We start from the raw sequence: 15,312 nt of genomic DNA, 5'->3' as shown, positions 1-15,312 counted from the left end.
GCCGCGGCCGGCCGCGCTCAATCGGGGTTGACCTCAGGGTTTGTACGTGTGTTCAATTAATTTGTACAACCGTTCAATACGGGCCATGAACAGCCGTCCCCTGCCGGTCAAGCGCCGAGCGACCCGAGCGGCCGCCGCCGAGGCGGCGCGGCCCGATCGCAAGCAGGCGATCCTGCTGGCGGCCGAGAAGCTGTTCGCGCGCCACGGCTACCACGTGGTGACGATCCGCCAGATCGCCGAGGAAGCCGGCGTGCCGCTGGCGCTGGTGGGCTACTACTACGGCCAGAAGCACGAGCTCTTCCACGCCATCTTCGCGCACTGGGGCCACTCGATCGAGGAACGCCTCGCCGGCCTGCGCGCGGTCGACAACGACCCGGCCGACCCGCGCACCCTGCCGCGCATCATCGAGGCCTTCATCGGCCCGGTGCTGGCCCTGCGCGCCAGCGCCGAAGGCGAGTACTACGCGCTGCTGGTGGCGCGCGAGCTGTACCACGCGACCGAGGAGGCCGACCGCGTGCTGCGCGGCTACTTCGACCCCCTGGCCGAGGCCTACATCGACGCCCTGCACATCGCGCTGCCACATGCCACGCGCGGCGAAGTCGCCTGGGGCTACCAGTTCGCGCTCGGCGCCCTCTTGCACCACCTGAGCGACAACCGCATCGAACGGCTGTCGCGCGGCGAGAACCGCCGCGGCGATCCGGCGGCGGCGCCGATGCTGGTGCGCTTCATCGTCGGCGGCCTGCGCGCCGCGCTGCCACGGCCCCGGACCCCGAACAAGAAAACCCACCCCAGGAGACAGACATGATGAAACGACGCAAGCTGCTGTCGGCGCTCGGTGCCGCCGGCGTCGCGGCGGCGCTGCCCGCGCGCGCCCAATCCGCCGGCCGGATCGTGTTCGGCTACACCGCCGTGACCGATTTCGCCTCGGTCTTCGTGGCCGCCGAGGAGGGCTACTTCAAGAAGCGCAGCCTCGACGTCGAGCTCAAGTTCATCCCGCTGAACTCCACCATCCCGGCCGCGCTGCAGTCCGACTCGCTGCAGATCGGCGGACCGACGCCGTCGGTGTTCCTGCAGGCGGTCGACGGCGGGCTCGACCTGGTGCTGGTGGCCGGCGGCGGCCTGACCTCCAAGACCATCACCGGCTTCGGCCTGGTGGCGCGCGCCGGCTCGGGCATCAAGACGGCGCAGGACTGCGTCGGCAAGAAGATCGGCGTGCCGGGCCTGGGCGCCTTCCTGCACGTGACCTTTCGCGCCTACCTGAAGGACAACGGGGTCGACTACCGCAAGGTGAACTTTGTCGAGGCCGCCTTCCCGCAGCACGGCGACCTGCTGCGCGGCGGCTCGGTCGACGCGGTGGTGTCGGCGGACCCGTTCATGAGCCGCATCACCGACAGCGGCGCCGGCTACGTGGCCTCGTACTACTCGACCTTCCTGCCCGAGGGCAACCAGACCATCGTCCATGCCGCCAAGCGGGAATGGGTGCAGAAGAACGGCGCCGCGGCGCGCGGCTTCCGCGAGGCGGTGCAGGAGGGCGCGGCCTTCATGCAGCAGCCGAAGAACGACGCCCGTGTGCGCGCCAGCATCGGCAAGTACATCAAGCTGCCGCCGGAGGTGCTGGCCAAGGTGCAGATCTCGCCGCCCGGCCCGCTGGTGAGCGAGAAGCAGCTCGCCTACTGGGTCGGCCTGATGAAGGAGCAGGAGATGCTGAAGACACAGGTCGACGTCTCGCAACTGGTCGTGAAGTGAACGCGCGCGAGATCGAGGCCCCGGAGCTGCTCAGCATCGAGGCCGTCAGCATCCGCTACGACGGCCGCGAGGTGCTGTCGCCGACCTCGTTCGAGGTGGCGCGCGGCGAGTTCGTGTGCATCGTCGGCCCGAGCGGCTGCGGCAAGACCACCCTGCTGCGCGCCGCCAGCGGACTGGTCGCGCCCAGCGGCGGCGCGGTGCGGCGCCACGGCCTGCCGATGACCGGGCCGTCGCGCGAGGTGGCTTTCGTGTTCCAGGACTACGGCCGCGCCCTGCTGCCCTGGCGCACGGTCGAGGGCAACGTGAGCCTGGCGCTGGAAGCCGCCGGCGTGCCCGCCGGCCTGCGCGCCCCGCGCATCGCCGAGGCGCTGGACAAGGTCGGCCTGGGCCGGCATGCGCGCAAGTTTCCGCTGCAGCTGTCGGGCGGCATGCAGCAGCGGGCGCAGATCGCGCGCTGCCTGGCCCAGAAGCCCGAGCTGATGATGATGGACGAGCCCTTCGGCGCGCTCGATGCGCTCACCCGCCAGGGCCTGCAGGACGAACTGGCGCGCCTGGTGCGCGAGGACGGCCTCACGGTGCTGTTCGTCACCCACGACCTCGAGGAGGCGATCTACCTCGGCGACCGCGTGATCGCGCTGCAGGCCGACCCCGGACCGGGGCGGCCGAGCATGGCGCGGATGATCGCCGTCGACATCCCCCGCCCGCGCGACCAGCTGACGACCAAGGAACACCCCGAGTTCCTGCGGCTGCGGCGCGAGCTGTTCTCTTTCATCGCGCAGGGCCATGACTGACAGGCCCCCACGCTCGTCACTGCGTGTACTCGCTGCCCCCCCAGGGGGCGCAGGCCGGCTTGGGGCGGCCCGGCGCCGGCCTGAGCACCGCCGCATCGCCCCCTTGCTGCGCCCCTGGCTGCTGCCGGCCCTGCTGCTGGGTGCCTTCGAGTGGTATGCGCGCCGCGCCGCCGCCCTGGGCAGCGATGCGCTGGCGCCGCCGAGCGCCGCGGCGCGGGCCTTCGCCGGCGCGGCCCTCGATGGCTCGCTCTGGCAGGCCACCGCCTTCACCCTCGGCACCGCTGCGCTCGGCCTGCTGGTCGGCGCGGTGCTGGGGATCGGCGGCGGCGTCTGGCTCGGCCTCTCGCGGCGCGCCGCCGATCTGGGGCTGCTGTCGATCGAGGTGCTGCGGCCGGTGCCCTCGGTGGCGCTGATCCCGCTGGCGATGCTGATGTTCGGCTTCGGCGTGCGCATGGAGCTCGCGATCGTCGCCTTCGCCACCTTCTGGCCGATGCTGATCCTGGTGCAGGCGGCGGTGCGGCAGGTCGACCCGCGCCTGCTGGAGGTCAGTCGCGTGCTCGGCCTGTCGAAGCGCGACCGGGCCTGGAAGATCGTCCTGCCGGCCATCGTGCCGCGGCTGTTCGTGGCGCTGCGCCTCGGTGTGGCGGTGGCGCTGGTGGTCGCGGTGACAGTCGAGATCGCCGCCAATCCGAACGGCATGGGCTACGCGATGATGATCGCGCAGCAGAGCTTCGACCCGGCGCTGATGCTGGCCTGGCTGGGCTGGATCGGCATCGTCGGGTATGCGATCAACGCCGCGATGCAGCGGCTGCAGCGGCGCGTGGCGCGGCGCATGGGCGTCACGCCATGAACCGCCGCCTCGGCCCCTGGATCGGCTCGGCCGGCGTACTCGCGGCGCTGGTCGCGCTGTGGTGGGCCGCCAGCCACGCCGGGTGGGTCAGCCGGGTGTTCCTGCCCACGCCCGAAGCCACGGCGGCGAGCCTGGGCGAGGGTCTGCGCGGCGACCTGCTCGGCTACACGCTGGCGACCGTGGGCCGGATGCTCGAAGGCTGGCTGCTGGCCTCGGTCTTCGGCGTCGTGCTCGGCGCGGCCATCGGGGTGTCGCCGTCGGTGCGCGCCTGGGTCCAGCCGACGCTCGAATTCATCCGCCCGCTGCCGGCCTCGGCCCTGCTGCCGCTGGCGATCTCGATCTTCGGACTCAATCCCGCCATGGTGCTGTTCGTGGTGGCTTTCGGCGCCATGTGGCCGGTGCTGCTGGCGACCGTGCATGGCTTCGCGGCCGTCGAGCCGCGGCTGTCCGAGGTGGCGCGCTGCCTGCAGCTGCCGCGCGCCGCCTTCGTCTGGAAGATCGGCCTGCCGAATGCGCTGCCCGACATCCTGGCCGGCATGCGGCTGTCGATGACCATCTCGCTGATCGTCGCGGTGGTCGGCGAGATGATCGCTTCGCAGAGCGGGCTGGGCCAGGCCATCCTGCTGGCGGCGCGCAGCTTTCGCGCCAGCGAACTGTTCGCCGGCATCGCGCTGCTGGGCCTGATCGGCTTTGCCAGCAATGCGCTGCTGGCCGTCGCGGAAAAGAAATTGCTGCGCTGGCAGTACTCGTGAAACCTTGCGGGACAGACCAAGAAATGATGCAGTCATTTTTGCTCTGTCCTCAACTGATTGAGACCTTGCGGGACAGACCAAGAAACTGCGCAGCAGTCTTTGCTCTGTCCTCAACTAATTGAAACCCTTGCGGGACAGACCAAGAAGCGACGCAGTCATTTTTGCTCTGTCCTCAACTAATTGAACCCTTGCGGGACAGACCAAGAAATGACGCAGTCATTTTTGCTCTGTCCTCAACTGATTAAAAAAGGAGCCCACCATGACCCGCAAGTTCGTCGACCTGTCCATCTTCCTCGAGAACGACGTGATGTCGGACCCGCCCGCTTTCGCGCCGAAGATCCAGTACTTCACGCACGAGCAGACCTACGAGCAGATCGAGCCCTTCTTCCCCGGCCTGAAAAAAGAGGACCTTCCCGACGGCGAAGGCTGGGCCGTGGAGCTGGTGCAGCTGTCGACCCACAACGGCACCCACCTCGACGCGCCCTACCACTTCCACTCCACCATGGACAAGGCGCTGGGCGACAAGAAGCCCGCGATCGCGATCCACGACGTGCCGCTCGAGTGGTGCTTCCAGCCCGCGGTGAAGCTCGACTTCCGCCACTTCGAGGACGGCTACGTGGTGACGGCCGACGACGTCGAGGCCGAGCTCCAGCGCATCCGCCACACCCTCAAGCCGCTGGAGATCGTGGTGGTCAACACCCGCGCCGGCTCCCGCTACGGCCACAACGACTACGTGTCGGCCGGCGCCGGCATGGGCTACGAGGCGACGATGTACCTGCTGGAGCGCGGCGTGCGCCTCACCGGCACCGACGCCTGGAGCTGGGATGCGCCCTTCGTCCACACCGCGAAGAAATACGGCGAGACCCAGGACGCCTCGCTGATCTGGGAGGGCCACAAGGCCGGCCGCGACATCGGCTACTGCCACATCGAGAAGCTGCACAACCTCGAGGTGCTGCCGCCCGACGGCTTCTTCATCAGCTGTTTTCCGCACAAGATCCGCGGCGCCTCGGCCGGCTGGACGCGCGCAGTCGCGATCTTCGACGACGCGCTGATGGCGAGCGCCTGAGATGCCCATGCCACTCGACCACACGCACGACCCCGCGGCGCGCAGCTGGCTCGCTTCGGCCCAGGCCGCGGGCTGCGACTTTCCGATCCAGAACCTGCCGTTCGCGGTGTTCCGCCTCGCAGGTACGCAGGAGGCCTTTCGCGGCGGGGTGGCGATCGGCGACCAGGTCGTCGACCTGGCGGCGCTGGCCGCGGCCGGGCTGCTCGACGGCGCGGCGCAGCAGGCGGCGCTGGCGGCTGCGCAGCCCGCGCTCAACGACTTCTTCGCCCTCGGCCCGGCCGCCTGGCGGACGCTGCGCCATGCGCTGTTTGCCGCATTGAACGCAGACGCCGCCGCAACCACCGCCGATGCGATGCGCGCCTGCCTGCGGCCCCAGTCCGCGGCCGAATTCACGCTGCCGGCGCGCATCGGCGACTACACCGATTTCTACACCTCGATCGACCATGCGCTGAACATCGGCCGCCTGCTCAAGCCCGACGATCCGATCACGCCGAACTTCCAGTGGATCCCGATCGCCTACCACGGACGGGCGTCGACGCTGGGCGTCAGCGGCCAGCAGTTCCACCGGCCGATGGGGCAGATGATGGCGCCCGGCGCCGGCGCTCCGATCTACGGCCCCTGCGCGCGGCTCGACTACGAGCTCGAACTCGGCATCTACATCGGTCGCGGCAACCCGGCCGGCGAAGCGATTCCGCTCGACCGGGCCGAAGACCACGTCTTCGGCATCTGCCTGCTCAACGACTGGTCGGCGCGCGACATCCAGTTCTGGGAAATGGCGCCGCTCGGGCCCTTCCTGGCGAAGAACTTCGCCACCACGGTGTCGCCGTGGATCGTCACGATGGAGGCACTGGCCCCCTATCGCACCGCCTGGAGCCGGCCGGCCGGCCACCCGCAGCCGCTGGGCTACCTCGAGGGCGAGGCCAACCGCGCGCAGGGCGCGATCGACATCCGGCTCGAGGTCTGGCTCGAGAGCGCGCGCGATCGCGCCGCCGGCAGCGCGCAGACGCGCCTGTCGGGGACCAGCTTCCGCCACCAGTACTGGAGCATCGCCCAGATGGTCGCGCACCACACGGTGGGCGGCTGCAGCCTGAACCCGGGCGACCTGTTCGGCAGCGGCACGATCTCCGGGCCCGGGCCGGGCGAGGCCGGCGCCATGATCGAGCTGACCCGCGGCGGGCAGGCGCCGGTGGCGCTCGCCGACGGCGACACGCGGGCCTTCCTCCAGGACGGCGACGCCGTGATGCTGCGCGGCTGGTGCGAGAAGCCGGGCGCGGCCCGGATCGGCTTCGGCGAGAGCCGCGGGATGGTGCTGCCGGCCCGCGTGCCGACGCCGTCCTGACGCCCGCCTTGTCCGGGCCGGCCGATCGTGGTGTACTTTCCGCCAGCCCAGACAAGGACCGACTCCGGGATGGCCATTCCACTCGCCCGCTTCTTCTTGCTTGCCGTGACGCACCTGCGCCGGTGCGCCTGGCTGCTGGCCTTGGCGATGAGCGCGGCGGCGGCTGCCGCATCCGCCCAGGAAGCCCCGCCCACCGGCGCCACGCTGAAGGTCTGGAACCGCACGGTCTTCGTCTTCCGGGTGCCGATGTTCGGCCTGTCGCCGCAGCAACGCGCCGACCGTGCCGCCGAGCGCATCGGCGACCTGCCGCCGGCCAGCCTCGGGGCGCCGGTCGAGGTCGCCAACTTCAGCCACGAAGGCGTGCCCGGCTACGCGGTGATGCTCGACGGCGGCACCCTGTTCGCGGTGTTCGCCAACGACCTGGAGCCCGGCGACCCGGCGCTCGCGCAGGTGGCCGCGCAGGCGGCCTCGCGGCTGCACGAGGCGCTGCTGGCACGCCAGGCGCAGGCCAGCACGCGCCAGTTCGCAATCGCGATCGGCTGGTCCGTGCTCGCGACGCTGGCGCTCGCGGCGGTGGTCCTGGCGCTGCAGTTCATGGCCGGGCGCATCGAGGCGCGGATCCAGGGCCTGCGCGAGCGGACGTCTGCAAGGCCTGTGTTCCATGCCCACCGGATGGCCGTGTCCTTGCTGGGCTATGCCGTCCAGTGGCTCAAGATCGGCCTGGTCCTGATGGCGGCCTATGTCTGGCTGGCCTACGTGCTGACCCGCTTCCCCTACACCCACCCCTGGGGCGACACGCTCGACACCTCGCTGGTCGGGGTCGCCTCCCGGGTCGCGGTCGCGGTGCTGCATGCGTTGCCGGACCTGGCGATGGTCGCCGTGATCTTCTTCCTCGCGCACCTGGCGGTGCGCGGGCTGCACACACTCTTCAACGCCGCCCATGCGAGCGGCGTGAAGGTCGCCGCGCTGCAGAGCGACACCATCGGCGCCACCCGGCGGCTGACGGTGGTGCTGGTCTGGCTGTTCGCGGCGGTGGTCGCCTATCCCTTCATCCCGGGCTCGGATTCCAACGCGTTCAAGGGGCTCAGCGTCTTCTTCGGGGTCCTGGTCACGCTCGGGTCGTCCGGCGTGGTGTCGCAGATCATGTCGGGCTTCGTCCTGATCTACTCGCGCGCGCTGCGGCCCGGGGACTACGTCCAGATCGGCGAATCCGAGGGCTACGTGGTCGAACTCGGCACGCTCTCGACCAAGCTGCGCAACCGGCTCGACCAGGAGGTCACGCTGCCCAACTCGGTGGTGGTCGGCACCCGGATCCTGAATTCGAGCGACACCACCAGGCCCAGCGGTGGCGGGATCGCGCTGGCCACCTCGGTCACGATCGGCTACGACAGTCCTTGGCGCCAGGTCCAGGCGATGCTCCTTGTGGCCGCCGGACGCACGCCCGATCTGCTGGCCGCGCCGGCGCCGACGGTGCGGCAGGTGGCGCTGCAGGACTTCTACATCGCCTACGAACTGAATGTCTTCATGCGGGTGGGCGCGCCCAAGTACGACGTGCTGGATGCGCTGCACGGCCACATCCAGGACGTCTTCAACGAGTACGGCGTGCAGATCATGTCGCCGCACTTCGTGTTGCAGCCGCGCGACCCGGTGCTGGTGCCCAAGGAAGGCTGGCGGCCGGCGCCGGCGAAGTGAGGGCGGCACGGCCACCCCGGCGCTGACTTGCCGCCGGTCCGCAAAAGGATCATCCTCTCTGCGCGACAGGGGCCGAAGCCCCGCCACAGGAGGACTCGATGACCGCGTCGTTCCGTGATTTCGAGCATGCGGGCTGGACCGACCCCGCGGTGTGCGCCAGCTACGAGGACCTCATGGCGGGCCTGACGGCGCAATCGATCGAGGCCCTGCTCGACGGTGCCGGCGTGGCCCCCGGGCAGTCGGTGCTCGACGTCGCGACCGGCGCCGGACATGCAGCCGCCGCGGCCCAGGCGCGCGGCGCCGAGGTCACCGGGGTCGACTTCTCGGCCGAGCAGGTGCGGCTGGCCAGGCGCCGCTACCCGGCCGTGCGTTTCGAGGAGGGCGACGCCGGCCGGCTGCCCTTCGAGGACCGGCGCTTCGACGCCGTCATGGCCAACTACGGCGTGCTGCATTTCCCCGAGCCCGAGCGCTTCTTCGGCGAGGCCTTCCGGGTGCTGAAAGCGGGCGGCCGGCTGGCCTTCACGGTCTGGGACCTGCCGCAGAAGACCCGGCTGTTCGGCGCCGTGCTCGACGCCGTCCGCATCCACGGCGCGCTCGATGTCGGGCTGCCGGCGGGGCCCGGCATGTTCATGTTCGCCGACCCGTCGGTGAGCCGCCCCGTGCTGGCCGCGGCCGGCTTCGTGGCGTGCTTCGTGACGCCGGTGCCGCAGACCTTCAGGGCCGCCTCCGGCGAAGCGATCCTGCGCACCCTGAAGACCGCCACGGTGCGCATGCGCGGCACCCTGCAGCGCCAGCAGGACGGCAGCGCGGACGCGATCGACGCCGCGATCCTGAGGGCGCTCGAGCCCTACCGCGACGCCGAGGGCTACGCGGTGCCGATGCCGGCGATCCTCACGGTGGCGACGCGGCCCTGAGCGTGGAGACCCTCAGGACGGCAGCCGGAACAGGCTGGTCGCCTCGAGGTCGAGCACCGGCAGTTCGCGCTGGTTGAAGAGCCGCCAGCGCCAGCGCAGGATGCCCAGGTGCGGCCGCTTCTCGGAGCGCCGCACCTCGATCACGTCGGCCACCAGCCGCAGGGTGTCGCCCGGGCGCACCGGGTTCGGCCACTTGAGGAAGGCCAGCCCGGGCGAGGCGAAGGACTCGGAACCCGCCAGCGCGGCGTCGGTGACCAGCCGCATCGCGATCGCGCTGGTGTGCCAGCCGCTCGCGATCAGGCCGCCGAAAGGGCCCTCGGCGGCGGCCTCGGCATCGGTGTGGAACCACTGCGGGTCGTAGGCCCGGGCGAACTGCAGGACCTCCGCCTCGGTGACGAGGTAGGGCCCGGCCTCGATGGTCTGGCCCTCGTGGAAGTCCGCGAATTTCATCAGTAGGTTTCCAGGTGCAGGCGCCCTTCGCGCTTGAGCCCTGCGCCGACCGTGTCCCAATCCAGCCCGGCCTCGGTCGCGACATCGCGCAGCGCCAGCACCACCCCCTCTTCCATGCTCTTCAGGCCGCAGACATAGAAGTGCGTCTGGCCATCCTTCAGCAGTTCGGCCAGGTCGGCGGCGCGTTCGCGCATCAGGTCCTGCACGTAGCGCTTGGGCTGGCCCTGCGTGCGCGAGAAGGCGAAGTTGATGTCGATGAAGTCCTTCGGCAAGGTCTGCAGCGGGCCGAAGTACGGCAGCTCCTGCTGGGTGCGGGCGCCGAAGAACAGCATCAGCTTGCCGCCCTCGAACTTGCCGCTCTTGCGAAGGCGCCGGCGCCATTCGGTCATCGCGCGCATCGGCGCGCTGCCGGTGCCGGTGCAGATCATCACGATGTGGGACTTCGGGTGGTTCGGCATCAGGAACGACGATCCGAAGGGCCCGATCACCTGCACCTTGTCGCCGACCTTGAGGTCGCACACGTAGTTGCTGGCGACGCCGCGCACCGGCTTGCCCTGGTGGTCTTGCAGCACCCGCTTCACGGTCAGCGAGATGTTGTTGTAGCCGGGCCGCTCGCCGTTGCGCGGGCTGGCGATCGAGTACTGGCGCGCGAAGTGCGCCTTGCCGTTGGCATCGGTGCCGGGCGGGATGATGCCGATCGACTGGCCTTCGAGCACCGGGAAGGGCATGGCGCCGAAGTCCAGCACGATGTGGTGGGTCTGGTTCTCGTAGCCGGCCTCGGTGCAGTTGAAGTTGCCGACCACGGTGGCGGTGGTCGGGCTCTTCGGCGGATGCAGGTTGGTGTAGGCGTGGGCCGCCGACCAGGGCGGCACGGTGGCGCCGTACTGGGCCGAATTAAAGGCGGTTTCGCCGGGTGCGGCGGGCGGCTGCGGCGAGGCCGCGGGCACCTGCTGCAGCGCCTCCTGCGGCTCGCCCACGCCCTCGGCCTCCAGCTGCTCGGGCGTGAGCTCGGCCGGCAACTCGTCCCAGGTCAGCTGCTCCTCGATCGAATAGGCGCGCACCACGGGCATGGTGCGCCAGTTGTCGATCGAGCCGGTCGGGCACGGCGAGATGCAGGCCATGCAGCCGTTGCAGACATCGGCGCGGACGACGTAGTTGCGGTCGTCATGCGTGATCGCATTGACCGGGCAGGTGGCTTCGCAGGTGTTGCAGCGAATGCAGATCTCGGGGTCGATCAGGTGCTGCCTGATGACCGAAACGTCGACTGCCATGTCCATCGTGAATCTCCTTTATCGCCCGGACGGTCCACACCGTTCAGAGTATCTGTACTGCCCCGGCCGCGCAACGCGCAGGCCCCTTCGTGAAACACCGCGGAACTGGCTTTGCCAGGCCGCTGGTGTTGCCCCCGGCAGGGGGTGGGCGCCCGGACACGAAGTGCCGGGCAACCTGGGGGCGAGCAACATTTCAGCCGAAGCGGACGTATTCGAAATCCACGGGCTGGCGATTGATGCCCATCACCGGCGGCGCGATCCAGCCGGCGAACTTGCCCGGATCGACCACGCGGCCCATCAACGATGCCACGAAAGCGAAGTCGTCGGGGGTCGGCAGCCATTCGTTCTTCTTGGCGGCCCACTCCTGCTCGTTCACCACCCGGCCGTCAGGCGACATCTTGATGCCGGCCAGGGCACCGATCTGGCGGTTGAAGGCCTTGTGCGGCACGGTCAGGCGGGTCGGGATGCCGGCCTTCTCGAGCACCTTGTTCCAGCGTTGCACGCCGGCCACCGAATCCTTGATGAAGTCGTCGCGCAGCACTTCGTTGAGCGCGTTGAGCATCGGCACATCCTTCTCGACCAACTGGCCGTTGACCACCTCGAGCACCTTGTAGGTCTGGCCCTTGAGCACGTGGTCGTCGGTGCGCTTGCCCTCTTCGTAGCGGCCCTTGAGGCCCGAGCTGTAGAAGATCGCGGCGTTGCTCGACTGGTCGGCGCCGAACAGGTCGATGGTCACGCTGTAGTGGAAGTTCAGGTAGCGCTGGATGGTGCCGAGGTCGATGGCGCCGGCCGCACGCACCTTCTGCGGGTCGTCGGTCTTGAGCTCGTTCATGACCTGCGCGGTGCGCTGCAGCACGCGCGACACGCCGCTTTCGCCCACGAACATGTGGTGCGCTTCCTCGGTCAGCATGAACTTGGTGGTGCGCGCCAGCGGATCGAAGGCGCTCTCGGCCAGCGCCGACAGCTGGAACTTGCCGTCGCGGTCGGTGAAGTAGGTGAACATGAAGAAGGCCAGCCAGTCGGGCGTCTTCTCGTTGAAGGCGCCCAGGATGCGCGGGTTGTTGGCATCGCCCGACTGCCGCTGCAGCAGCGCCTCGGCTTCCTCGCGGCCATCGCGGCCGAAGTGCTTGTGCAGCAGGTAGACCATCGCCCACAGGTGGCGGCCCTCTTCCACATTGATCTGGTAGAGGTTGCGCAGGTCGTACATGCTGGGCGCGGTCAGGCCCAGGTGGCGCTGCTGCTCGACCGAGGCCGGCTCGGTGTCGCCCTGCGTCACGATGATGCGGCGCAGGTTGGCGCGGTGTTCGCCGGGCACATCCTGCCAGGCCTTCTCGCCCTTGTGGTCGCCGAAGTGGATCTCGCGGTTGGCGTCGCCCGGGTTCAGGAAGATGCCCCAGCGGTAGTCGCGCATCTTGACGTGGCCGAACTGGGCCCAGCCCTGCGGGTCGACGCTGACCGCGGTACGCAGGTAGACCTCGTAGGCGGTCGAGCCGTCCGGGCCGACATCGTCCCACCAGTTGACGAAGTTCGGCTGCCAGCCTTCGAGCGCGCGCTGCAGGGTGCGGTCTTCGCCGAGGTTGACGTTGTTGGGAATCTTTTCGCTGTAGTTGACCGTGCTCATTTGGTTGTCCTTGGTTCGTTGCGAAGCGGATGGATCAGACGCGGTTGAGGTCGAAGCCGGCCTTCTCGCCGGTGCCGTAGACCTTCAGGGCGCCCTTGGCGCCGACCGCGTTCGGACGGTTGAAGATCCAGTTCTGCCAGGCGGTGAGCCGGCCGAAGATGCGGGTGTTCATGTTCTCCTTGCTGGCGAAGCGCAGGTTGGCCTCCAGGCCGGTGAGCGCGTCGGGCGACATCGCGGCGCGTTCCTCGATCGCCATGCGGATCTCGTCGTCCCAGTCGATGTCGTCGGGCGCCATCGTGACCAGGCCGAGCTGGAGCGCTTGGTCGGCGTCGAGGGCCTTGCCGGCGGCGCCGCGGGCGGCTTCCAGCGGCGCGGTCTCTTCGTAGAAGCGGCGCTGCAGGCGGCTCTGGTCGTTGACCATCGGGAAGAAGCCGAAGTTGAGCGCGTCCAGCGTCAGCTTGGGCGCCTTGTCGGCATCGTCGGGCAGGGCCAGCATGTAGGCGCGGTCGGCGGCAAAAGCCAGTTCCGCCAGCAGGCCGGCGAAGCACGAGCCCGATTCGATCAGCGCGAACAGGCTGCGCGAAGAGACGTCGAGACGCGCCAGCGTGCGGCGCAGCGCGCCCAGCGTTTCGCGCACCAGCCAGTGGTCCTTGTTGGCCAGCATCGTGGCGTCGCTGGCCAGCACGGCCTGGGCGTCGCCCTCGGTCTTGAGCAGCCAGGTGCCGATGTCGAGTTCGTTGGTGCGCAGGTTCAGGATCGCGTCGTCGAGCTGGCGCGCCATCGCCAGCGGCCACCAGGCGGCGCCGGCGGCTTCGATCGCGGCGATGTCGGCCGGCTGGGCGCCGGTGGGCGCCTTCACGGTCAAGGTCGCGGTGCGGCGGGCGCGGTCGATCTCGACCGTGACATGCTCGTAGCGCAGGCTGTCGGCGCCGTCCTGGCGCTCCAGACGGGTCAGGCTCACGCCCTTGCCGTTGGCCGGGCGGTCGCTGCCCTCGGCCAGCTTGGCGGCGCGCTCCTGGACCGCGGCGCCGAACTGGGCCGGCTTGGCGATCGCGTCGACCAGGCGCCAGTCGACCGCGCGCTGGCCGCGCACGCCTTCGACGCTCGTGCAGAAGATATCGGCCAGGTCATGGCGCACGCGGCGCTTGTCGGTGACGCGGGTCAGGCCGCCGGTGCCGGGCAGCACGCCGAGCAGCGGCACTTCGGGCAGCGAGACGGAAGACGAGCGGTCGTCGACCAGGATGATCTCGTCGCAGGCCAGCGCCAGCTCGTAGCCGCCGCCGGCGCAGGCGCCGTTGACCGCGGCGATGAACTTCAGGCCTGAATGCTTCGAGGTGTCCTCGATGCCGTTGCGAGTCTCGTTGGTGAACTTGCAGAAGTTCACCTTCCAGGCGTGGCTGGAGACGCCGAGCATGAAGATGTTGGCGCCCGAGCAGAAGATCCGGTCCTTGCCGCTGGTGACGATCACCGAGCGGACTTCGGGGTGCTCGAAGCGCACGCGGTTGAGCGCGTCGTTGAGTTCGATGTCCACGCCCAGGTCGTAGCTGTTGAGCTTGAGCTTGTAGCCGGGGCGGATGCCGCCGTCTTCCGCGATGTCGAGCGACAGCCGGGCCACCGGGCCCTCGACGCTGAGTTTCCAGTGGCGGTATTGAGTGGGGTCGGTGCGGTAGTCCACGCGAAGGGCTTGGGTGCTGTCGGTCATGCAGGTCTCCTGGGGTGTAGCGGGGCTGGCTAGGAACAATAGTGCACTTGTCGATCGCCAGAACATGCATCATGCTGCATGTTCTGGCGCGCGTCAACCCTTCGAGGACTTTTTTACTTCCTGCGAAGACTCAGCCCTCAGTCGGCCTGCGCCATCGCCTCGCGCACCGCGGTTCGCAAACGCGCGAAGCTCTGAGCCAGGTCCTGCCCACCGGTGTCGACGCTGAGGTCGGCCTTCGAATAGAACGCGGCCCGCCCGCTCAGGATGCGCCGCAGGTCGTCCATGGCTTCCTTGCTGGCCGCCATGGGCCGGGTGTCGCCCTGGGCCGCCACGCGGCCCATGTGCTCCTCGGGCGCGGCCTGCAGCCAGACCGTGGTGCAGTGCGCCAGCAGCTGGTTGAAGGTGGCCGGATCGGAGACGATTCCGCCCGGCGTGGCGATCACCACCTCGCTGTAGATCTGCACGGCTTCTTCGAGTGCACGGCGCTCGTAGCGGCGGTAGGCGTTGGTGCCGTAGAGATCGTGGATCTCGCGCACGCTGCAGCCGGCGATCTTCTCGATCTCGCGGCTGAGTTCGATGAAAGGCACGTCGAGATCGTCGGCCAGCATCTGGCCCAGGGTGGACTTGCCGGCGCCGCGCAGCCCGATCAGCGCGATCCGCCGGTGCCGCGCCGGGTCGCCGGCCGCGGTGCCGAGCAGTTCGCCGAGCGCGACCCGGGCCCGGCGGAGGTCGGCCTCGCTGCGGTTCTCGAGCAGTTCGCGGATCAGCAGCCACTCGGGCGAAATGGTCGTGACGTCGCCGACCAGTTCGGCCAGCGAGCACTGGAGCGCGGTCGCCACCTGCTGCAGCACCAGGATCGAGGCGTTGCCGATGCCGTATTCGAGATTGGCCAGGTGCCGCTCGGACACGTCGGCCGCCAGCGCCACCGCCTTGCGCGTGAGGCCACGGCGGGCGCGCAGGTTGCGCACGCGCTCGCCGAGCGCCGCCAGCAAGGGGTTCTTGGCTTCCTCGGCCGGCGCCGGGACTTCGGGAGAGACGGACAGCACCGCCTCCTCAGCTCGCTGATTCATGACTCGCTTTCGCTCTGCCGGCGGTTCGGCTCAGGGTTAACACCAGTA

General features: G+C 69.5%; 14 protein-coding genes. 9 read left to right on the top strand and 5 right to left on the bottom strand.

The window, feature by feature from the left end:
- Nucleotides 1-85: 85 nt before the first annotated feature.
- The 9 genes from AC1DF3_RS03120 (at nt 86) to AC1DF3_RS03080 (ending at nt 9,150) form a co-directional block, all read left to right on the top strand.
- Nucleotides 86-805 carry a TetR/AcrR family transcriptional regulator gene (locus AC1DF3_RS03120; protein ID WP_286535264.1) on the top strand — a complete coding sequence of 240 codons (720 nt, stop codon included), beginning with the start codon at nt 86-88 and terminating at the stop codon, nt 803-805.
- The gene (locus AC1DF3_RS03115; RefSeq protein ID WP_286535265.1) at nt 802-1,746 is read left to right on the top strand and encodes an ABC transporter substrate-binding protein; all 945 of its coding nucleotides are present in this window, start codon (nt 802-804) and stop codon (nt 1,744-1,746) included. The genes AC1DF3_RS03120 and AC1DF3_RS03115 overlap by 4 nt, the downstream gene beginning before the upstream one ends.
- Nucleotides 1,743-2,537 (top strand): ABC transporter ATP-binding protein, encoded by a 795-nt coding sequence (locus AC1DF3_RS03110; protein ID WP_286535266.1) that lies wholly within the window; start codon nt 1,743-1,745, stop codon nt 2,535-2,537. Before AC1DF3_RS03115 ends, AC1DF3_RS03110 begins: the two co-directional genes overlap by 4 nt.
- A gap of 103 nt (nt 2,538-2,640) precedes the next feature.
- Nucleotides 2,641-3,387 carry an ABC transporter permease gene (locus AC1DF3_RS03105; protein ID WP_286535267.1) on the top strand — a complete coding sequence of 249 codons (747 nt, stop codon included), beginning with the start codon at nt 2,641-2,643 and terminating at the stop codon, nt 3,385-3,387.
- On the top strand, nt 3,384-4,139 hold the full coding sequence (locus AC1DF3_RS03100; RefSeq protein ID WP_478138790.1) for an ABC transporter permease: 756 nt from the start codon (nt 3,384-3,386) through the stop codon (nt 4,137-4,139). Before AC1DF3_RS03105 ends, AC1DF3_RS03100 begins: the two co-directional genes overlap by 4 nt.
- Before the next feature lie 259 nt (nt 4,140-4,398).
- On the top strand, nt 4,399-5,205 hold the full coding sequence (locus tag AC1DF3_RS03095) for a cyclase family protein (protein WP_286535269.1): 807 nt from the start codon (nt 4,399-4,401) through the stop codon (nt 5,203-5,205).
- A 7-nt stretch (nt 5,206-5,212) separates the two neighbouring features.
- The gene (gene fahA, locus AC1DF3_RS03090; protein ID WP_478138789.1) at nt 5,213-6,544 is read left to right on the top strand and encodes a fumarylacetoacetase; all 1,332 of its coding nucleotides are present in this window, start codon (nt 5,213-5,215) and stop codon (nt 6,542-6,544) included.
- A gap of 69 nt (nt 6,545-6,613) precedes the next feature.
- Complete coding sequence (locus AC1DF3_RS03085; protein WP_286535273.1) at nt 6,614-8,236, top strand: mechanosensitive ion channel family protein; 1,623 nt, start codon at nt 6,614-6,616, stop codon at nt 8,234-8,236.
- Nucleotides 8,237-8,334: 98 nt separating this feature from the next.
- The gene (locus tag AC1DF3_RS03080; protein ID WP_286535276.1) at nt 8,335-9,150 is read left to right on the top strand and encodes a class I SAM-dependent methyltransferase; all 816 of its coding nucleotides are present in this window, start codon (nt 8,335-8,337) and stop codon (nt 9,148-9,150) included.
- Between the two features lie 12 nt (nt 9,151-9,162).
- Here the strand turns inward: AC1DF3_RS03080 and AC1DF3_RS03075 are convergent, their stop codons facing one another.
- From AC1DF3_RS03075 to AC1DF3_RS03055, 5 genes are all read right to left on the bottom strand, one after another.
- Nucleotides 9,163-9,600: a MaoC family dehydratase gene (locus AC1DF3_RS03075; RefSeq protein ID WP_478138788.1), complete on the bottom strand. Its 438-nt coding sequence runs from the start codon at nt 9,598-9,600 to the stop codon at nt 9,163-9,165.
- Nucleotides 9,600-10,877, bottom strand: a complete 1,278-nt coding sequence (boxA, locus tag AC1DF3_RS03070) for a benzoyl-CoA 2,3-epoxidase subunit BoxA (RefSeq protein WP_286656815.1) — start codon at nt 10,875-10,877, stop codon at nt 9,600-9,602. Before boxA ends, AC1DF3_RS03075 begins: the two co-directional genes overlap by 1 nt.
- A gap of 187 nt (nt 10,878-11,064) precedes the next feature.
- Entirely contained in the window at nt 11,065-12,492 is a 1,428-nt protein-coding gene (gene boxB / locus AC1DF3_RS03065) for a benzoyl-CoA 2,3-epoxidase subunit BoxB (protein ID WP_286521627.1), read from the bottom strand.
- A gap of 34 nt (nt 12,493-12,526) precedes the next feature.
- Nucleotides 12,527-14,194 carry a 2,3-epoxybenzoyl-CoA dihydrolase gene (gene boxC, locus AC1DF3_RS03060; RefSeq protein WP_478138787.1) on the bottom strand — a complete coding sequence of 556 codons (1,668 nt, stop codon included), beginning with the start codon at nt 14,192-14,194 and terminating at the stop codon, nt 12,527-12,529.
- Nucleotides 14,195-14,331: 137 nt separating this feature from the next.
- Nucleotides 14,332-15,264, bottom strand: a complete 933-nt coding sequence (locus tag AC1DF3_RS03055; RefSeq protein ID WP_478138786.1) for a helix-turn-helix transcriptional regulator — start codon at nt 15,262-15,264, stop codon at nt 14,332-14,334.
- Between the last annotated feature and the right edge of the window lie 48 nt (nt 15,265-15,312).

The organism is Variovorax sp. 10N432 (genome assembly GCF_056394465.1).
The sequence above is the reverse complement of the archived record's forward strand: the minus strand, read 5'-3'. Positions and strand labels throughout refer to the sequence as shown.

Coding starts and splice junctions, on each gene's coding strand:
- AC1DF3_RS03055 (WP_478138786.1), bottom strand. CDS start 15,264: ATGAATCAGCGAGCTGAGGAGGCGGTGCTGTCCGTCTCTCCCGAAGTC.
- AC1DF3_RS03095 (WP_286535269.1), top strand. CDS start 4,399: ATGACCCGCAAGTTCGTCGACCTGTCCATCTTCCTCGAGAACGACGTG.
- boxA (WP_286656815.1), bottom strand. CDS start 10,877: ATGGACATGGCAGTCGACGTTTCGGTCATCAGGCAGCACCTGATCGAC.
- AC1DF3_RS03085 (WP_286535273.1), top strand. CDS start 6,614: ATGGCCATTCCACTCGCCCGCTTCTTCTTGCTTGCCGTGACGCACCTG.
- AC1DF3_RS03075 (WP_478138788.1), bottom strand. CDS start 9,600: ATGAAATTCGCGGACTTCCACGAGGGCCAGACCATCGAGGCCGGGCCC.
- boxC (WP_478138787.1), bottom strand. CDS start 14,194: ATGACCGACAGCACCCAAGCCCTTCGCGTGGACTACCGCACCGACCCC.
- fahA (WP_478138789.1), top strand. CDS start 5,213: ATGCCACTCGACCACACGCACGACCCCGCGGCGCGCAGCTGGCTCGCT.
- AC1DF3_RS03115 (WP_286535265.1), top strand. CDS start 802: ATGATGAAACGACGCAAGCTGCTGTCGGCGCTCGGTGCCGCCGGCGTC.
- AC1DF3_RS03080 (WP_286535276.1), top strand. CDS start 8,335: ATGACCGCGTCGTTCCGTGATTTCGAGCATGCGGGCTGGACCGACCCC.
- AC1DF3_RS03120 (WP_286535264.1), top strand. CDS start 86: ATGAACAGCCGTCCCCTGCCGGTCAAGCGCCGAGCGACCCGAGCGGCC.
- boxB (WP_286521627.1), bottom strand. CDS start 12,492: ATGAGCACGGTCAACTACAGCGAAAAGATTCCCAACAACGTCAACCTC.
- AC1DF3_RS03100 (WP_478138790.1), top strand. CDS start 3,384: ATGAACCGCCGCCTCGGCCCCTGGATCGGCTCGGCCGGCGTACTCGCG.